This window comes from Bordetella sp. FB-8, assembly GCF_000382185.1.
GTDB lineage: Bacteria > Pseudomonadota > Gammaproteobacteria > Burkholderiales > Burkholderiaceae_B > Bordetella.
The window spans coordinates 1340929-1359166 of the sequence record NZ_KB907784.1; the positions used below are offsets into that span (position 1 = coordinate 1340929).

Below are 18238 nucleotides of genomic sequence, written 5' to 3' on the forward strand. Positions count from 1 at the left end.
CCTTGTATTACCAGCGGAAATGGCTGAATGCCTTGTTGGCTTCGGCCATCTTGTGCGTGTCTTCACGCTTCTTCATTGCGGCGCCGCGGCTTTCGGAGGCGTCGATCAGTTCGCCGGCCAGACGCAGGTCCATGGACTTCTCGCCGCGCTTCTTGGCGGCTTCGCGCAGCCAGCGCATGGCCAGGGCCAGGCGGCGCACGGGGCGCACTTCGACCGGCACCTGGTAGTTGGCGCCACCCACACGACGGCTCTTCACTTCGACGATGGGCTTGATATTGTTGATGGCCAGAGAAAAGACTTCCAGCGGCTCTTTGCCAGTCTTGTTCTGGACCTGCTCGAGGGCACCGTAGACGATGCGCTCGGCGACGGCTTTCTTGCCGTCCAGCATCACAACGTTCATGAACTTGGCGAGTTCGACGCTGCCGAACTTCGGATCGGGCAGGATCTCGCGCTTGGGGACTTCGCGGCGACGGGGCATTTCTTACTTCCTTGTGTCTATTCAGTTGAACCGCGGGTTTGTTCGACCCCACGGCCGTGGCCATTCATTCAAATGGCCCCTTACGGTCCACACGCATCCAACGATGCTGTGCGTTTGCACGTTCCTCGCGGCAGTTTGCCGTTCGGGTCTTGCGGGTTTATGACTGCTGATCGGCCTCAGGAAATCAGGCCTTCTTGGGGCGCTTGGCACCGTACTTGGAGCGCGACTGCTTGCGGTCTTTCACGCCTTGCAGGTCCAGCGAACCGCGCACGATGTGGTAGCGCACACCCGGCAAGTCCTTGACACGACCGCCGCGCACCAGCACCACCGAGTGCTCCTGCAGATTGTGGCCTTCGCCGCCAATGTACGAGATGACCTCGAAACCATTGGTCAGGCGCACCTTGGCGACTTTACGCAGCGCCGAGTTCGGCTTCTTGGGGGTGGTGGTGTAGACGCGCGTGCAGACGCCACGGCGCTGCGGGCAATTTTCGAGCGCAGGGCTCTTGCTCTTGATGATGCTGACTTCGCGCGGCTTGCGCACGAGTTGGCTGATGGTAGGCATGGCCTCGGGAATTCCTTTTACGTATTACCACTGGATGTGTAGGCAGCTCACACAGACCCGCCCGTTTTCCGTCGCACCATGTCGCATACGTAAAAGAGCGGCTCTCGCTTCGGCCATGCCCGCATTTGAAGAAGGATTTGCAGGCATCGCGCTCGCAAATCTTATCGAGCGCAGACTGAAACGGCACATTGCGAAAACCGGAGCGTCCAGGCGAAAAATCGCACCGGCCATCCTTTTATTCGCAAATGTAGCAGTGAGCCCGAAAGCTTAGCTCAGGCAAGTGCGTTTGTCAAAGAAAGATAGGCGGGAGAACCCTTTGAACGAGGGGAAAATCCTGGCGGCCTTAGCTCTCGTCTCCCAAGCCCCTCCGTTGTTACCGAAATCTCATGAATGTATTGAGACGTAATATTTATCAAATCTTCACGCTTTGCTCTTTACAAACCTTAAGAGATGTAAAGATGGAGCCGTTCATAGGTTTGCATCATTTGTTGTCTCACCAACAAGCGCAAACCTATGAAGATCGCATCGCTCGAGGACGACCTGGACCAGGCCCGTCAAATTCAGCAGGTCTTGGCCTCGGCCGGCTACCACTGCGACAGCTTCCAGCAGAGCGTCGACTTGCTGGGCGCCATGCGCAACATCACTTATGATCTGGTGCTGCTCGATTGGCAACTGCCCGACATGAATGGGGACGAAGTACTTCGGCATCTGCGCAACCACTTCGGCTATGCCATCCCCGTCATCCTGCTCACCAGCCGCAGCCAGGAAGAGGAGGTAGTGCAAGGCCTGCAGGCCGGCGCCGACGACTTCATCTCCAAGCCCTTGCGCCACGCCGAGCTCTTGGCCCGCATCAGCGCCCTGCTTCGCCGCGCCCAGCCCGTGCAGGCGGCTGAGGCCGCTTTCACGGTCGGCGCCTATCGCATCGACCCGGCAGAGCGCTTCATCACCCTGGACGGCCGCAACATCGTGCTGGCACCCAAGGAGTTCGACCTTGCGGTGCTGTTCTTTCGCAACATCGGCCGCCTGCTGTCGCGCGACGTGCTCGCCGAGAGCGTATGGAACCGCGAGATTCCCGCCACCTCCCGCACGCTGGACACGCATCTGTCCAATATCCGCCAGAAGCTGCAACTGCGCGCGCAGCACGGCGTGCGCCTGAGTTCCTCCTACGCGCTCGGCTACCGCCTCGATCTGGTGCATCTTTCCGAACAGGAAGCCGGCGAACGCGTTTCCCCGTTCCCCATCGTGCCCTGAGTCGCTCCGGATGCGCTGACATGGCCCAGACACAAAGACGCCGAAGGCGCCTGAATTGGTCGGCCGACCAGTTGCTTATCGGCCTGCTGGTCGTCGTGGCCGCCCTACTGGGCTCCTTTAACGGCCTGGGCCGTTTCGACCAAAGTCTCTATGACCAAGCCATGGCCTGGTCGAGCCGGCCGGCCTCGCCCGACATTCTTCTGGTCACCGTCGACAATGCATCGCTGGACGCATTGGGTCCGTGGCCATGGCCACGCAGTGTTCTCGTTCAGCTGCTGGGCAAGCTGCAGGGCGCGCGTGCCGTTGGCCTGCTTCCCAACGAGTCCGCAACCAATCCGCGGGACGACGCGCTGCTGCTCCAGGCCATCCAGCGCAACGGCCATGTCGTGCTGCCCGCCGTGCTCGACCACCTGGCCGCCCCCACCCGAAACGATCTTGCCAATGACAAGTTGGCCGCGGCGGCCGCGGGCACGGGCTATCTGAACAGCATGCCGGACAACGACGGCATCATCCGCCGCGTGCAATGGAGTACGCATCTGCAAGACGGCCGCAATTGCCGGTATGTGGTGCTGGCCCTGCTTGCCGCGGGCGGCGAGAAAAGCAAGGCGGACACGATATTGAGGCAGGCCGGGCCGGGCGGCACCACCGGCATCGATTACGTCGGCCCCTCAGGCCACATGCGCGTCGCATCCTATCTGCAAGTGCTGCGCGGGCAAGTTACCGCAGCGCAGATCCGCGGCAAATACGTGCTGGTGGGTTCGCAGCCCGACAGCTGGGCGCGCCGCTTTCCCACGCCGATGGGGCGGCTGAGCGGCGTAGAGCTGCTGGGCGAACAGCTGCAGGCCGCCCGGGACGATCTCATGATCCGCACCGCACCGGCATGGCTCACTGCCTTGGTTACCGCATTGTGCGCCCTGCTGGCGTGCCTGGCCTTACGCCGCATGCCGCCGCGCGGCGCCCTGCTGCTATCACTGGCTGCGGCCGCTCTAACAATGGCCGCGGCGTTCGCGGCCTTGAACTATGCGCATTACTGGATGGCGCCTTCGGCGGCGGTTCTCATGCTGATCGTATGCTATCCGCTATGGTGCTGGCGTCAGCAGGAGGCCGTGCTCGGCGATATAGACAGGGAGCTGCAACGGCTGCGGGAGGAATATCCGCCCATACTCGGCGAGGCGCAGTTGCCGGCGCGCCCGAGCAAGGACGCCATGGGTGCGCGTCTGCTTGAACTGCGACAGGCACTGACGCGTGTGCGCAACCTGCGGCGCTTTCTGGTCGACGGCTTCGACGGCATCACCGACCCGGTCTTCGTCTCCGATGAAGACGGACGCCTGCGCATGCGCAACCGCGCCGCGCTGGCCTATTTCCGCGACCTTGCGCTGCGCGCGCCGCGCCTGGGCCAATCGACTGCCTGGCTGTTGGAACAACTCGTTTCCGATCCCGCCGTGCTGGGCGAGGTCGGCCCTGCCCTCACCGGCCGGCAGTCCGACGCGTCGCCCTGGCGCCTGAACATGGAGATTCAGGACCGCCAAGGCCGCAGCGTCATCCTTAAATGCGCGCCTATCCACATCAGCTCCGGCGAGTTCGCCGGGACGGTCGTCACGTTCAACGATATCAGCGCAATACGCCTGGCAGAGAGCAAGCGCGAGGAGACCTTGCGTTTCGTTTCGCACGACATGCGCGCGCCTCAGAACTCCATCCTTGCGCTGGTCTACCTGAACAGCCAGGAAAGCGATCCGAAGAAACAGCATGATGCCTGGTCGCGCATCGGCCAGCTGGCGCGGCGTACCCTGCGGCTGGTCGATGACTTCGTGCATCTGACCCGCGCCGAATCGGTACGCCTTGCGCACGTGGTCATCGACGTGGACATGCTGCTGCACGAGGCCATGGACGATTTCTGGGGTCTGGCCCAGGCGCGCCGTGTGGACCTGTCCTTCGGCGACGATCCGCACCACGCCCTGATCCGCGGCGACCGTGCTTTATTGCTGCGTGCCATATGCAACTTGATCGACAACGCGGTCAAGTACACGCCCGGTGGCGGGCGGGTGCGGATTTCCCTGCAGTGCGAGGGTGCGAGCTGGTTAATCTGCATCGCCGACAGCGGCCTGGGTATCGAGCAGGAAGATCTCCCGAACATCTTTCAGCCCTTCACGCGCGTGGGTCCGGCTGCACGCAATGACAGCAACGGGGCGGGCCTGGGCCTGGCCTTTGTCAGCACCGTGGCGGCCCGTCACGGCGGCAGCATCGAGGTGGACAGCCAGCCCGGCGCCGGCTCCACTTTCATCCTGCGGCTGCCTGCCTACACGGAAGACGAAATCGCCCGCATCGACGAACGCGCGGCGTGAGCATCGTGGCGCAGCCTTGGGCCGCCGGACCCGAATAGGTTTACCTCAAGGTCGTATGAAAATAAAAAAGCCGCCGGTTTTTCCGGCGGCTTTTTTGTCGTATGCCTCGGCTACGGCCGGAGCACGCGCAGACAGCTTACTCCACGCTGGGCGCCGCGTCCGCAGCGGCATCGGCAGCGGCATCGGCATCAGCTTCGACCGATGCCGTGACCGGCGCATCCTCGAACGGGTTGGCCAGCTGTCGGGCAGCCTCGCGTTCGGCCGCTTCGATGGCCTCCTTGTCCTTGCGGGCCAGGTGATAGGCCAGGCCGGTACCCGCTGGGATCAGGCGGCCGACGATGACGTTTTCCTTCAAGCCGCGCAGGTCGTCGCGTTTGCCCATGATGGCCGCTTCGGTCAGCACGCGGGTGGTTTCCTGGAAGGACGCCGCGGAGATGAACGAATCCGTCGACAGCGAGGCCTTGGTGATACCCAGCAGAACGTTCTCGAACGTGGCCGGAAGCTTGTCCTGGGCAACGATGCGATCGTTCTCGTTGAGCAGTTCCGAACGCTCGACCTGCTCGCCGGTGATGAACGACGTGTCGCCCGCATCGACGATGTTCACGCGGCGCAGCATCTGCCGCACGATCACTTCGATGTGCTTGTCGTTGATCTTCACGCCTTGCAGGCGATAGACGTCCTGCACTTCGTCGACGATGTAGGTGGCAAGCTTCTCGATGCCTTGCAGGCGCAGGATGTCGTGCGGATCGGCCGGGCCGTCCACGATCATTTCGCCCTTGTTCACCACCTGCCCGTCGTGCACCAGCACCTGCTTTTCCTTCGGAATGAGGAATTCGTGGCTGGTACCTTCCAGGTCGGTGATGACCAGGCGCTGCTTGCCCTTGGTGTCCTTGCCGAAGGAGACCGTGCCGGTGACTTCGGCCAACATGCCGGCATCCTTGGGCGAACGGGCTTCGAACAGCTCGGCCACGCGCGGAAGACCGCCGGTAATGTCGCGGGTCTTCTGCGATTCCTGCGGGATACGGGCAAGCACTTCGCCCACCGCGACCTGCTGGCCGTCGCGCACCGTGATCAGCGCGCCCACCGGGAACGAGATGTTCACCGCGTGGTCGGTGCCGGCGATGCGCACGTCTTCGCCCGCCTCGTTGACCAGCTTGATCTGCGGACGCATGGTGATCTTGCCGCCGCGCGTCTTGGGCGTGATGACGACCAGCGTCGACAGGCCGGTGACTTCGTCGACCTGTTTGGCAACCGTGACGCCTTCCTCGATGTTCTCAAAGCGCACCGCGCCGCCGTACTCGGACACGATCGGACGGGTCAGCGGATCCCACGTAGCCAGGCGCGTGCCGGCCTTGACGGCTTCGCCGTCGCCCACCAGCACCGTGGCGCCGTAGGGGATCTTGTGGCGTTCGCGTTCGCGGCCGTTGTCGTCGAAGATGGCCAGTTCGCCCGAGCGCGAGATCGCCACGCGTTCGCCCTTGGCGTTGGTCACGTAGCGCATCGTGCTGATGAAGCCGACGTTACCGGCCGACTTGGTTTCCACCGCGCTGGCCAGGGCCGAGCGCGAAGCCGCGCCGCCGATGTGGAAGGTACGCATGGTGAGCTGCGTGCCCGGTTCGCCGATCGACTGGGCGGCGATGACGCCGACCGCTTCGCCGGAGTTGACGCGCACGCCGCGGCCCAGATCGCGGCCGTAGCAATGCGCGCATAGGCCGTGGCGGGTTTCGCAAGTGAGCGGCGTGCGAACCTTGACCTCGTCCACGCCCAGCTTGTCGATCGCGTCGACCAGGTCTTCGTCCAGCAGCGTGCCCGCCGGAATGGCGGTTTCCTGCGTGTCGGGATTGACGATGTCCACCGCGGCCACGCGGCCCAGGATACGGTCGCGCAGCGGCTCGATGACTTCGCCGCCTTCGACCAGCGCCTTCATCGAATAGCCTTGCGAGGTACCGCAATCGTCTTCGGTGATGACCAGGTCCTGCGTCACGTCAACCAGGCGGCGCGTGAGATAGCCGGAGTTCGCGGTCTTGAGCGCCGTATCGGCCAGGCCCTTGCGGGCGCCGTGCGTCGAGATGAAGTACTGCAGAACGTTCAGGCCTTCACGGAAGTTCGCCGTGATGGGCGTCTCGATGATCGAGCCGTCAGGCTTGGCCATCAGGCCGCGCATGCCGGCCAACTGGCGAATCTGGGCGGCCGAACCGCGCGCGCCCGAGTCGGCCATCATGTAGATGGAATTGAAGGATTCCTGGCGCACTTCCTGGCCGGCGCGGTTGATGACCGGCTCGGTGGCCAGTTGCTCCATCATGGCCTTGCCGACCTTGTCGCCGGCCTTGCCCCAGATGTCCACGACGTTGTTGTAGCGCTCTTGCGAGGTAACCAGACCCGACGAGTACTGCTTGTCGATTTCCTTCACTTCGCGGCTGGCCTCGGCCAGGATGCTCTCCTTGGCCTTGGGGATCAGCATGTCTTCCATGGCGATCGAGATGCCGCCGCGCGTGGCCAGGCGAAAGCCCGACTGCATCAGCTTGTCGGCGAAGATCACCGTGTCGCGCAGGCCGCAGCGACGGAACGACTGGTTGATCAGGCGCGAGATTTCCTTCTTCTTGAGCGCCTTGTTCAGTACCGTAAACGGCAGTCCCTTGGGCAGAATCTCCGACAGCAGCGCACGGCCCACGGTGGTTTCATGGCGACGGATGACGGGCTGCCATTCGTCGTTGGCGTCCTTCTCGTGCTCCTTCAGGCGCACGGTGATGCGTGTTTGCAGCGTGACTTCGCCGTTGTCGTAGGCTCGCTGGACTTCGGCCACGTCAGTGAAGAAAATGCCTTCGCCCTTGCCGTTGATGCGCTCGCGGGTTGTGTAGTACAGACCCAGCACGATGTCCTGCGACGGCACGATCGAGGGTTCGCCGTTGGCCGGGAACAGCACATTGTTCGAGGCCAGCATCAGCGTGCGGGCCTCGAGCTGGGCTTCGAGCGACAGCGGCACGTGAACGGCCATCTGGTCGCCGTCGAAGTCGGCGTTGAACGCCGCGCAGACCAGCGGGTGCAGTTGAATGGCCTTGCCTTCGATCAGCGTCGGTTCGAAGGCCTGGATGCCCAGGCGGTGCAGCGTCGGCGCGCGGTTGAGCATGACCGGGTGTTCGCGGATCACCTCTTCGAGGATGTCCCACACCACCGGCTCCTGGCTTTCCACCAGCTTCTTGGCCGCCTTGATGGTCGTGGCCAGGCCCATCATTTCGAGACGATTGAAAATGAAGGGCTTGAACAGCTCCAGCGCCATCAGCTTGGGCAGGCCGCACTGATGCAGCTTGAGCTGCGGACCCACCACAATGACCGAACGGCCCGAGTAGTCCACGCGCTTGCCCAGCAGGTTCTGGCGGAAGCGCCCGCTCTTGCCCTTGATCATGTCGGCCAGCGACTTGAGCTGGCGCTTGTTGGCGCCGGTCATGGCCTTGCCGCGGCGGCCGTTGTCGAGCAGCGAGTCGACGGCTTCCTGCAGCATGCGCTTTTCGTTGCGCAGAATGATTTCGGGCGCCTTCAGCTCCAGCAGGCGCTTGAGGCGATTATTGCGGTTGATGACGCGGCGATACAGGTCGTTCAGGTCGGACGTGGCGAAGCGGCCGCCATCGAGCGGCACCAGCGGGCGCAGGTCCGGCGGCAGCACCGGCAGCACTTCCATGACCATCCATTCGGCCTTGATGCCGGATTTCTGAAAGCCTTCCAGCACCTTCAGGCGCTTGGATATCTTCTTGATCTTGGCTTCCGAGCTGGTGGCCTTGAGCTCGCCGCGCAGGGTCTCGACTTCGCGGTCGATGTCGATGGTGCGCAGCAACTCACGCACGGCCTCGGCACCCATCAGGGCGCGGAAGTCGTCGCCGTACTCTTCGGTCTTGGCCAGGAAGTCGTCATCGGACATGATCTGGCCGCGCTTGAGCGGGGTCATGCCCGGCTCGATCACGCACCAGGCTTCGAAGTACAGCACGCGCTCGATGTCGCGCAGCGTCATGTCCAGCACCATGCCCAGGCGCGAAGGCAGGCTCTTTAGGAACCAGATGTGCGCGACGGGACTGGCCAGCTCGATGTGGCCCATGCGCTCGCGGCGAACCTTGGCGACGGTGACTTCGACGCCGCACTTTTCGCAGATCACGCCGCGGTGCTTCAGGCGCTTGTACTTGCCGCACAGGCACTCGTAGTCCTTGATGGGCCCGAAGATCTTGGCGCAGAACAGGCCGTCGCGCTCGGGCTTGAAGGTACGGTAGTTGATCGTCTCGGGCTTGCGGACTTCGCCGTAAGACCAGGAACGGATCTTCTCAGGCGAGGCGATGCCGATCTTGATGGCATCGAACTGCTCGTCTTGCGAGACTTGCTTGAAGAGGTCGAGTAGCGCTTTCATCAGTTACGCTCCAAATCCATGTCGAGGGCCAGGGAACGGATTTCCTTGACGAGCACGTTGAACGATTCCGGCATGCCGGCGTCGATGACGTGATCGCCCTTGACGATGTTTTCGTAAACCTTGGTGCGGCCGTTAATGTCGTCGGACTTCACCGTCAGCATTTCCTGCAGCGTGTACGCGGCGCCGTAAGCTTCCAGGGCCCACACTTCCATTTCACCGAAGCGCTGGCCGCCGAACTGCGCCTTGCCGCCCAGCGGTTGCTGGGTGACGAGCGAGTACGGGCCGGTCGAACGGGCGTGCATCTTGTCGTCGACCAGATGGTGCAGCTTCAGGTAATGCATGTAGCCGATGGTGACCGGGCGCTCGAACTGCTCGCCGGTACGGCCATCGAAAAGCCATGCCTGCGCGCGCGAAGGCGTCAGCTGCATCTTCTGAGCGATGTCGTCCGGATAGGCCAGCTTGAGCATCGTGCTGATTTCCTCTTCGGTCGCGCCGTCAAAGACAGGCGTGGCCAGCGGCACGCCGTCGCGCAGGTTGTGCGCCATCTCGATGACTTCGTCGTCGGTCAGCTCATCGATGTGCGCACCGGAGCCGGTCGAGTTGTAGACCTTTTCCAGATAAGCACGGATGTTCTTGACCTGCGCCACGCGCTCGTCGCGCAGCATGTCGGCGATGCGCTGGCCCACACCCTTGGCGGCCCAGCCCAGGTGGACCTCCAGCACCTGGCCGACGTTCATCCGCGAGGGCACGCCCAGCGGGTTCAGAACGATGTCGGCGGTGGTGCCGTCGGCCATGTGCGGCATGTCTTCCACGGGGGTGATACGCGAAACCACGCCCTTGTTGCCGTGACGACCGGCCATCTTGTCGCCAGGCTGCAGGCGACGCTTGACGGCCAGGTACACCTTGATCATCTTGAGCACGCCCGGCGGCAGCTCGTCGCCTTGCGTGAGCTTCTTGCGCTTTTCTTCAAAGGCCAGGTCGAACTGGTGTCGCTTCTGCTCGAGCGACTCCTTGGCCTGTTCCAGAACGACGGCGTGCTGCTCGTCGGCTAGGCGGATGTCGAACCACTGCCAGCGGTCCATATCGGCCAGGTAGGCCTTGGTAATCGTGGCGCCCTTGGCCAGCTTCTTCGGACCGCCGTTGACGGTCTTGCCGTTGAGCATCTTTTCCAGACGATCGAACTGGTCGTTCTCGACGATGCGCAGCTGGTCGTTCAGGTCCTGGCGATAGCGGCGCAATTCATCGTCGATGATGGACTGGGCGCGCTTGTCGCGCACGATGCCTTCACGAGTGAACACCTGCACGTCGATGACGGTGCCGATCATGCCCGAGGGCACGCGCAGCGAGGTGTCTTTGACGTCCGAGGCCTTCTCGCCGAAGATCGCGCGCAGCAGCTTTTCTTCCGGCGTGAGCTGGGTCTCGCCCTTGGGCGTGACCTTGCCCACCAGCACGTCGTCTGCATTGACTTCGGCGCCGATGTAGACGATGCCCGATTCATCCAGGCGGTTGAGCTGGGTCTCGGCCAGATTGCTGATGTCGCGGGTGATTTCTTCCGGCCCGAGCTTGGTGTCGCGCGCGACGACCGTCAGCTCCTCGATGTGGATCGAGGTATAGCGATCGTCGGCCACGACCTTCTCGGAGATCAGGATCGAGTCTTCGAAGTTATAGCCGTTCCAGGGCATGAACGCGATCAGCATGTTCTGGCCCAGGGCGAGCTCGCCCAAGTCCGTCGACGCGCCGTCGGCCAGAACATCGCCCTTGGCGACCTTGTCGCCGCGCTTGACGATGGGGCGCTGGTTGATGTTGGTGTTTTGGTTGGAACGGGTGTACTTGATGAGGTTGTAGATGTCCACGCCCACTTCGCCGGCGACGTTCTCGTCGTCGTTGACGCGGATCACCACGCGCTCGGCGTCGACATGGTCGACCACACCGCCGCGCAAGGCCTGCACGGTGGTACCGGAGTCGACGGCCACCGTGCGTTCGATACCCGTGCCGACCAGCGGTTTCTGCGGACGCAGGCAAGGCACGGCCTGGCGCTGCATGTTGGCACCCATCAGCGCGCGGTTCGCGTCGTCGTGTTCCAGGAACGGAATCAGCGAGGCTGCGACCGAGACGATCTGCGACGGGGCGATGTCCATGTAATGCACATTGGCCGGCGAGGTCATCATGGTTTCGCCCGCTTCGCGGCAGGCCACGAGGTCGTCGACGAAACGGCCCTGCTCGTCCAGCTCGGCGTTAGCCTGGGCGATGACGTAGTGGCTTTCCTCGATGGCCGACAGGTAGTCGATCTGGTCGCTAACCTTGCCGTCGATGATCTTGCGGTAAGGCGTTTCCAGAAAGCCGTACTCGTTCAGGCGCGCGTACAGCGCCATGGAGTTGATCAGGCCGATGTTCGGACCTTCAGGCGTTTCGATCGGGCAGACGCGGCCATAGTGCGTGGGATGCACGTCGCGCACCTCGAAGCCGGCACGCTCGCGGGTCAGACCGCCGGGGCCCAGGGCGGAAACACGTCGTTTGTGCGTGATCTCCGACAGGGGATTGGTTTGATCCATGAACTGCGACAGCTGGCTCGAACCGAAGAACTCCTTGATGGCGGCCGAAATCGGCTTGGAGTTGATCAAATCGTGCGGCATCAGGTTTTCGGTCTCGGCCTGACCCAGGCGTTCCTTGACGGCGCGCTCGACACGCACCAAGCCGGCGCGGAACTGGTTCTCGGCCAGTTCGCCCACGCAGCGCACGCGGCGGTTGCCCAGGTGATCGATATCGTCGATCTGGCCGCGGCCGTTGCGCAGCTCAACCAGAACCTTGATGGTCTCGAGGATATCCGAGTTGGTCAGCGTCATCGGACCGGTGTTGTCTTCGCCGCGACCTAGGCGGCTGTTGACCTTCATGCGGCCCACGCGCGACAGATCGTAGGTTTCCTCGCTGTAGAACAAGCGCTGGAACAGGGCCTCGACCGCTTCTTCGGTCGGCGGCTCGCCGGGGCGCATCATGCGGTAGATCGCCACGCGCGCGGCCATCTGGTCGACGGTTTCGTCGGTACGCAGCGTCTGCGAGATATAGGGGCCGCGGTCCAGGTCGTTGGTGTACAGGGTCTGGAAGCTGGCGACCTTGGCCTCGCGCATGGCCATCAGCACCGATTCGGTGATCTCGTCGTTGGCATGGGCAACGATCTCGCCGGTCTCGGCATCGACGATGTTCTTGGCCAGTACACGGCCGAGCAGAAAATCTTCGGGCACCGTGATGCGTTCGATGTCGGCACTGGCCATATCGCGCAAGTGCTTGGCGTTGATGCGCTTGTCCTTCTCGACCAGCACCTTGCCGGCACGGTCGGCAATGTCAAAGCGCGCGATCTCGCCCTTCCATCGCTCGGACACCACGGTCATCATGGCGCCTTCGCTTTGCAACGTGAAATCGTCGAATTCGAAAAATTCACCCAGAATCGATTCCGGCGTCATGCCAATGGCCTTGAGCAGAATCGTCACGGGCATCTTGCGACGACGGTCGACACGGAAGAACAGGACGTCCTTGGGGTCGAACTCGAAATCCAGCCAGGAGCCGCGATAGGGAATGACTCGGGCCGAGAAGAGCAGCTTACCCGAGCTATGGGTCTTGCCGCGATCGTGCTCGAAAAACACACCGGGCGAACGGTGCAGTTGCGACACGATGACGCGTTCGGTACCATTGATGACAAAGGAACCGGTGCCGGTCATGAGCGGAATTTCGCCCATGTAGACTTCCTGTTCCTTGACTTCCTTGATGGTGGGTTTGCTGACTTCGCGATCCATCAGCACCAAACGTACCTTGGCACGCAGGGGCGATGCATAGGTCAGACCGCGCTGCTGGCATTCCTTGACGTCGAACACGGGTTCGCCCAGCACATAGCTGACGAACTCCAAGCGCGCCATACCGTTATGGCTGACAATCGGGAAAATCGACGTGAACGCGGCCTGCAGGCCATCGCTGGCCCGCTGCGCGGAGGGAACGTCAGATTGCAGGAACGTTAGGTAGGATTGAAGCTGTGTCGCCAGCAGGAAGGGCACGTTCTGGACGTCTTCACGCTTGGCGAAGCTTTTGCGGATGCGCTTTTTTTCGGTGTACGAGTAAGGCATGAGCACTCCGACTCGAGGTTGCATGGGCCGTCAACCACGGCCCTGGGTATTACGACTCCAGGAAATCCCACTAATCCACACACGCAAGCGGGCTTTCCTGGAAACGCAAAAGCCCGGGGACGGCAAACTGCGCTGTCCCCGGGCAAGAAGGCCAGGGATTACTTCAACTCGGCCTTGGCGCCGGCTTCTTCCAGCTTCTTCTTGGCGGCTTCGGCGTCAGCCTTGGCCAGACCATCCTTCACGGGCTTGGGAGCGCCGTCGACCAGGTCCTTGGCTTCCTTCAGACCCAGGCCGGTGATTTCACGCACGGCCTTGATGACGCTCACTTTGTTGGCGCCGGTTTCAGCCAGCACGACGGTGAACTCGGTCTGCTCTTCAACAGCGGCAGCGGCAGCGGCCGGAGCGGCAGCCACGGCGACAGCGGCGGCGGCAGCCGACACGCCAAATTTCTCTTCCATTTCCTTGATCAGCTCGGACAGCTCGAGCACGGTCATGCCAGCGATGGCGTCAAGGATTTCAGCTTTGTTAAGTGCCATTTTTCAGAACTCCAGAATTGGATAAATGCCAGGGTTGGATTGTCGTTATGTCGTTCAGCGAATTTCCGCTCGGCTGCCCGCTTACGCGGCGGCCTTCTGATCGCGCACGGCGGCGAGGCCACGGGCGAACTTGGTCGGAACTTCGTTGAGCGTACGCACGAATTGCGCGATCGGGGCTTGCATGGTGCCCATCAGCATCGAGAGCAGCTCGTCACGCGAAGGCATGGTGGCCAGAGCCTTTACACCTTCAGCGCTCAGTGCGCTGTTGGGCAGCGAACCGCCCTTGAGCACGAGCTTGTCATTGCTCTTGGCGAAACCGGCAAGAACCTTGGCCGCCGAAACCGGGTCGGTGCTGATGCCATAGATCAGCGGACCGGTCAGTTGCGAGGCCAGCGACTCGAAAGCCGTGCCAGCAACAGCTCGACGGGCCAGCGTGTTTTTCAGAACACGCAGGTAAACGCCCGATTCACGCGCAGTTTTGCGCAGTACGGTGACAGAAGCGACGTCCAGACCACGGTACTCGGCGACCACGATCGATTGGGCCTTGGCGATTTGCGCCGAGACTTCTTCGATCACGACCGCTTTCTCTTGACGATTGAGACTCACGGTTTGAACACTCCATCAAAAGACGCCTGGGACCGGTTCAGATTTCCCTTGCGGGGTTTCCTCGCAGTCTTGCGCGTCTACCGAATGCGGCGCCTGGGTTGAGTTCTTCAGATAAAGAATTCTTCCTGGGAGCGCCATCTACGCTGGATTCGGATTTTCTGGTCGCCCAGGATTTCCGGTATTAAGCCCAAGACCCCGTTATAACGTGAGGTCATAGGCTCCAGCGGTCTTTGACAGCTACACCCGAAAATTCGGGTGCGGCCCAAAGTACGTTACGTACCGTCGGCGATCAGGCCGACAGCGAGGCAATTTCCACGCGCGCACCGCCGCCCATCGTCGACGAGACAGCGAGTTTGCGCAGATAAATGCCCTTGGCGGCGGCGGGACGAGCCTTTTGCAGGGCGTCGACCAGGGCAGCCAGGTTAGTTTGCAGTTGCTCCACGCCGAACGAGGCGCGGCCGATGGTGGCGTGAATGATGCCTGCCTTGTCGGTGCGGTATTGCACCTGGCCGGCCTTGGCATTCTTCACAGCGGTGGCGACGTCGGGCGTCACGGTGCCGACCTTGGGATTCGGCATCAGGCCGCGCGGACCCAGGATCTGGCCCAGCGTACCGACGACGCGCATGGTGTCGGGCGATGCGATGACCACGTCGAAATTGAAATTGCCGCCCTTGATGCTCTCGGCCAGGTCTTCCATGCCGACGATGTCGGCGCCGGCGGCCTTGGCCGCTTCAGCCTTGTCACCCTGGGCGAACACGGCGACGCGAACGGTCTTGCCAGTGCCAGCAGGCATGACAACCGAGCCACGGACCAGTTGATCGGACTTCTTGGGGTCGATACCCAGCTGCACGGCCACGTCGATGGATTCATCGAACTTGGCGGTGGCGGTTTCCTTGACCAGGGTCAGGGCTTCAGAGACCGGGTACAGTTTGGTACGTTCGATCTTCTGGGCGATAGCGGCGGCGCGCTTGGACAGTTTTGCCATGATCAGATGCCCTCGACGGTGATGCCCATACTGCGGGCGCTGCCTGCGATCGTACGGACGGCGGCGTCCAGGTCGGCCGCGGTCAGATCGGGTTGCTTGGTCTTGGCGATTTCCTCGGCCTGGGCGCGCGTCAGCATGCCAACCTTGTCAGTATGGGGCTTGGGGGAGCCCTTTTGCACGCCAGCGGCCTTCTTGATGAGGACCGTCGCGGGCGGGGTCTTCATGATGAAGGTGAAGGACTTGTCCGCGAACGCGGTGATCACCACGGGAATCGGCAGACCGGGCTCCATGCCCTGAGTCTTGGCGTTGAACGCCTTGCAGAATTCCATGATGTTCAGGCCGCGCTGGCCCAACGCCGGACCGATCGGGGGAGAGGGATTGGCCTTACCAGCCGGCACTTGCAGCTTGATAAAGCCGACGATCTTCTTCGCCATGCTTTGCTCCTTGCGGGTTCTAACGCTCGCCGCTTGCGGCGGGCTCCCCGGGGTTGATGAAAACGGCTTAACGCGGTACTGCCATCGGGGACATCGCCCCGCCAGATCAGGTCTTTTCGACCTGGCTGAAATCCAATTCCACAGGGGTCGCGCGGCCAAAAATGGTCACCGACACGCGCACCTTGCTCTTTTCGTAGTTGACTTCTTCGACGTTGCCGTTAAAGTCCGCGAACGGGCCTTCCTTGACGCGCACCATCTCGCCCACTTCGAACAGCACCTTGGGACGCGGTTTTTCGACACCCTCTTCCATTTGGGAGAGGATCTTCTCGACTTCCTTTTCGGAGATCGGCGAAGGACGATTGCCCGAGCCGCCCAGAAAACCGGTGACTCGATTGGTATTCTTGACCAGGTGCCAGCTTTCGTCGGTGAGGTCCATCTCAACCAGGACGTAGCCCGGGAAAATACGACGCTCACTGATCGACTTCTGGCCGCCTTTCATTTCGACGACTTCTTCCGACGGCACAAGAATGCGACCAAACGAAGTCTGCAGCGCAGCGCGCTCAATGCGCTCGTTCAGCGCCTTCTGGACGCTTTTTTCCATGCCTGAATAGACATGGACGACATACCAACGCTTACTCATGACGGCCCTTTATTTCCAGCCCAGCAATAGGCCGTAGAGTATCCATTCGATCAATTTGTCGACCACCCACATGAACACACCCATGGCGACCACGAAGGCAAACACGATGCCAGTCATCTGGGTGGTTTCTTTGCGGCTAGGCCAGACGACCTTGCGCATTTCGTTGTAGGACTCGCTGCCAAAGCTGAGCGTGCGGCGACCGGGTTCGCTGAACCAGGCAATGAGCGCTGCGATGGCCAGACCACCGACGAACACGCCAATGCGCACGCCGATGGACTGCGAATCCAACACCGAGAAACCGACAATTCCTGCGATGACGACAAGAACCGCCAGTCCGAGCTTGATCCGGTCGGCAGTGCTGGTTACGGTTTCTACGTTGGTGTTGGACATTTTAAGAACGAGTCAGGGCCAAAACTTGAGCTTTGGCAGGGGCAGTAGGAATCGAACCTACAACCTTCGGTTTTGGAGACCGACGCTCTGCCAATTGAGCTATACCCCTATGGCGGTGATTCTGGCATGCATAGTGCCTCGCGGAACCATACATGATACTACTTTTCTAGTAGAGATGGAAAGAGGGCCGAGCGGCCCTTGTTCCATCGCTGCGAATGCCAGACCAGCCGGACATTTGCCTTGCGGGCACCAGGCCCGCCTACCGTTGCTTAGGCGATGATTTTAGCGACGACGCCGGCGCCGACGGTACGTCCGCCTTCGCGGATAGCAAAGCGCAGGCCTTCTTCCATGGCGATCGGGGCCAGCAGTTTGACCGTCATCGTCACGTTATCGCCCGGCAGCACCATCTCTTTGTCCTTGGGCAGGTCGATCGTGCCGGTCACATCCGTGGTGCGGAAGTAAAACTGGGGACGATAACCATTGAAGAACGGCGTGTGGCGACCGCCTTCATCCTTGGACAGAATGTACACCTCGGCCGTGAACTCGGTGTGCGGGGTGATCGAACCGGGCTTGGCCAGCACCTGGCCACGCTCGACTTCTTCACGCTTGGTGCCGCGCAGCAAAATACCGACGTTGTCTCCGGCCTGGCCCTGGTCCAGCAGCTTGCGGAACATCTCCACGCCCGTGCAGGTGGTCTTGAGCGTGGGCTTGATACCGACGATCTCGATTTCTTCGCCCACCTTGACAATGCCACGCTCGACACGGCCGGTCACCACCGTGCCGCGACCCGAGATCGAGAACACGTCTTCGACCGGCATCAGGAAAGCGCCGTCCACAGCGCGCTCAGGCGTCGGGATGTACGTGTCCAGCGCATCGGCCAGCGCCATGATCGCCTGCTCGCCCAGCTCGCCCTTGTCGCCCTCGAGCGCCAGCTTGGCCGAACCCTTGACGATCGGGGTGTCATCGCCCGGAAAATCGTACTTCGAGAGCAGCTCGCGCACTTCCATTTCCACCAGCTCGAGCAGCTCGGCATCGTCCACCATGTCCGCCTTGTTCAGGAACACGATGATGTACGGCACGCCCACTTGGCGCGAGAGCAAAATGTGCTCGCGCGTCTGGGGCATCGGGCCGTCGGCGGCCGACACCACCAGAATCGCCCCGTCCATCTGGGCGGCCCCGGTAATCATGTTCTTGACGTAGTCCGCGTGTCCCGGGCAATCCACGTGCGCGTAGTGACGGTTCTGCGTCTCGTACTCCACGTGCGCCGTGTTGATCGTGATGCCGCGCGCCTTCTCTTCAGGGGCCGCATCAATCTGGTCGTAGCCCTTCGCTTCTCCACCAAACTTGCTCGACAGCACCGTCGTGATCGCCGCCGTCAACGTCGTTTTGCCGTGGTCAACGTGACCAATCGTACCCACGTTCACGTGCGGCTTGGTACGCTCAAACTTGCCTTTTGCCATGGCTGACTCCTGGACCTTGTAGAGTCTGCCCGCCGGGACCTCACGCTTGGAG

General features: G+C 62.0%; 13 protein-coding genes and 1 tRNA gene. 2 read left to right on the forward strand and 12 right to left on the reverse strand.

Annotated features, from left to right (window positions below; translation table 11 throughout):
* Positions 1–7 precede the first annotated feature (7 nt).
* Together rpsG and rpsL are read right to left on the reverse strand one after the other, a co-directional pair.
* Positions 8–478, reverse strand: a complete 471-nt coding sequence (gene rpsG / locus H143_RS0106395) for a 30S ribosomal protein S7 (RefSeq protein ID WP_019937405.1) — start codon at positions 476–478, stop codon at positions 8–10.
* Positions 479–662: 184 nt separating this feature from the next.
* Positions 663–1040, reverse strand: coding sequence for a 30S ribosomal protein S12 (gene rpsL / locus H143_RS0106400; protein WP_019937406.1), 378 nt, complete (start codon positions 1038–1040; stop codon positions 663–665).
* 513 nt (positions 1041–1553) lie between these two features.
* On the opposite strand from rpsL, the gene H143_RS20100 reads away from it, so the two are divergent.
* Together H143_RS20100 and H143_RS0106410 are read left to right on the forward strand one after the other, a co-directional pair.
* Entirely contained in the window at positions 1554–2291 is a 738-nt protein-coding gene (locus tag H143_RS20100) for a response regulator transcription factor (protein WP_019937407.1), read from the forward strand.
* Positions 2292–2311: 20 nt separating this feature from the next.
* The gene (locus tag H143_RS0106410; RefSeq protein WP_019937408.1) at positions 2312–4633 is read left to right on the forward strand and encodes a CHASE2 domain-containing protein; all 2322 of its coding nucleotides are present in this window, start codon (positions 2312–2314) and stop codon (positions 4631–4633) included.
* 136 nt (positions 4634–4769) lie between these two features.
* Here H143_RS0106410 and rpoC read toward each other — a convergent pair whose 3' ends face one another.
* From rpoC to tuf, 10 genes are all read right to left on the reverse strand, one after another.
* A complete protein-coding gene (gene rpoC / locus H143_RS0106415) occupies positions 4770–9023 on the reverse strand; it encodes a DNA-directed RNA polymerase subunit beta' (protein ID WP_019937409.1) in 4254 nt (1417 codons plus the stop codon).
* A complete protein-coding gene (gene rpoB / locus H143_RS0106420; protein WP_019937410.1) occupies positions 9023–13135 on the reverse strand; it encodes a DNA-directed RNA polymerase subunit beta in 4113 nt (1370 codons plus the stop codon). Before rpoB ends, rpoC begins: the two co-directional genes overlap by 1 nt.
* Before the next feature lie 158 nt (positions 13136–13293).
* Positions 13294–13671: a 50S ribosomal protein L7/L12 gene (rplL, locus tag H143_RS0106425; RefSeq protein WP_019937411.1), complete on the reverse strand. Its 378-nt coding sequence runs from the start codon at positions 13669–13671 to the stop codon at positions 13294–13296.
* Between the two features lie 81 nt (positions 13672–13752).
* Positions 13753–14277: a 50S ribosomal protein L10 gene (gene rplJ, locus H143_RS0106430; protein ID WP_026349789.1), complete on the reverse strand. Its 525-nt coding sequence runs from the start codon at positions 14275–14277 to the stop codon at positions 13753–13755.
* A 289-nt stretch (positions 14278–14566) separates the two neighbouring features.
* Positions 14567–15262, reverse strand: a complete 696-nt coding sequence (gene rplA, locus H143_RS0106435) for a 50S ribosomal protein L1 (protein WP_019937413.1) — start codon at positions 15260–15262, stop codon at positions 14567–14569.
* Positions 15263–15264: 2 nt separating this feature from the next.
* Positions 15265–15696: a 50S ribosomal protein L11 gene (gene rplK / locus H143_RS0106440; protein WP_019937414.1), complete on the reverse strand. Its 432-nt coding sequence runs from the start codon at positions 15694–15696 to the stop codon at positions 15265–15267.
* Between the two features lie 106 nt (positions 15697–15802).
* Positions 15803–16336: a transcription termination/antitermination protein NusG gene (gene nusG, locus H143_RS0106445; RefSeq protein WP_026349790.1), complete on the reverse strand. Its 534-nt coding sequence runs from the start codon at positions 16334–16336 to the stop codon at positions 15803–15805.
* A 9-nt stretch (positions 16337–16345) separates the two neighbouring features.
* Positions 16346–16726, reverse strand: coding sequence for a preprotein translocase subunit SecE (gene secE, locus H143_RS0106450; protein WP_019937416.1), 381 nt, complete (start codon positions 16724–16726; stop codon positions 16346–16348).
* Between the two features lie 33 nt (positions 16727–16759).
* Positions 16760–16835, reverse strand: a tRNA-Trp gene (locus H143_RS0106455).
* A 160-nt stretch (positions 16836–16995) separates the two neighbouring features.
* Complete coding sequence (gene tuf, locus H143_RS0106460; protein WP_019937403.1) at positions 16996–18186, reverse strand: elongation factor Tu; 1191 nt, start codon at positions 18184–18186, stop codon at positions 16996–16998.
* Between the last annotated feature and the right edge of the window lie 52 nt (positions 18187–18238).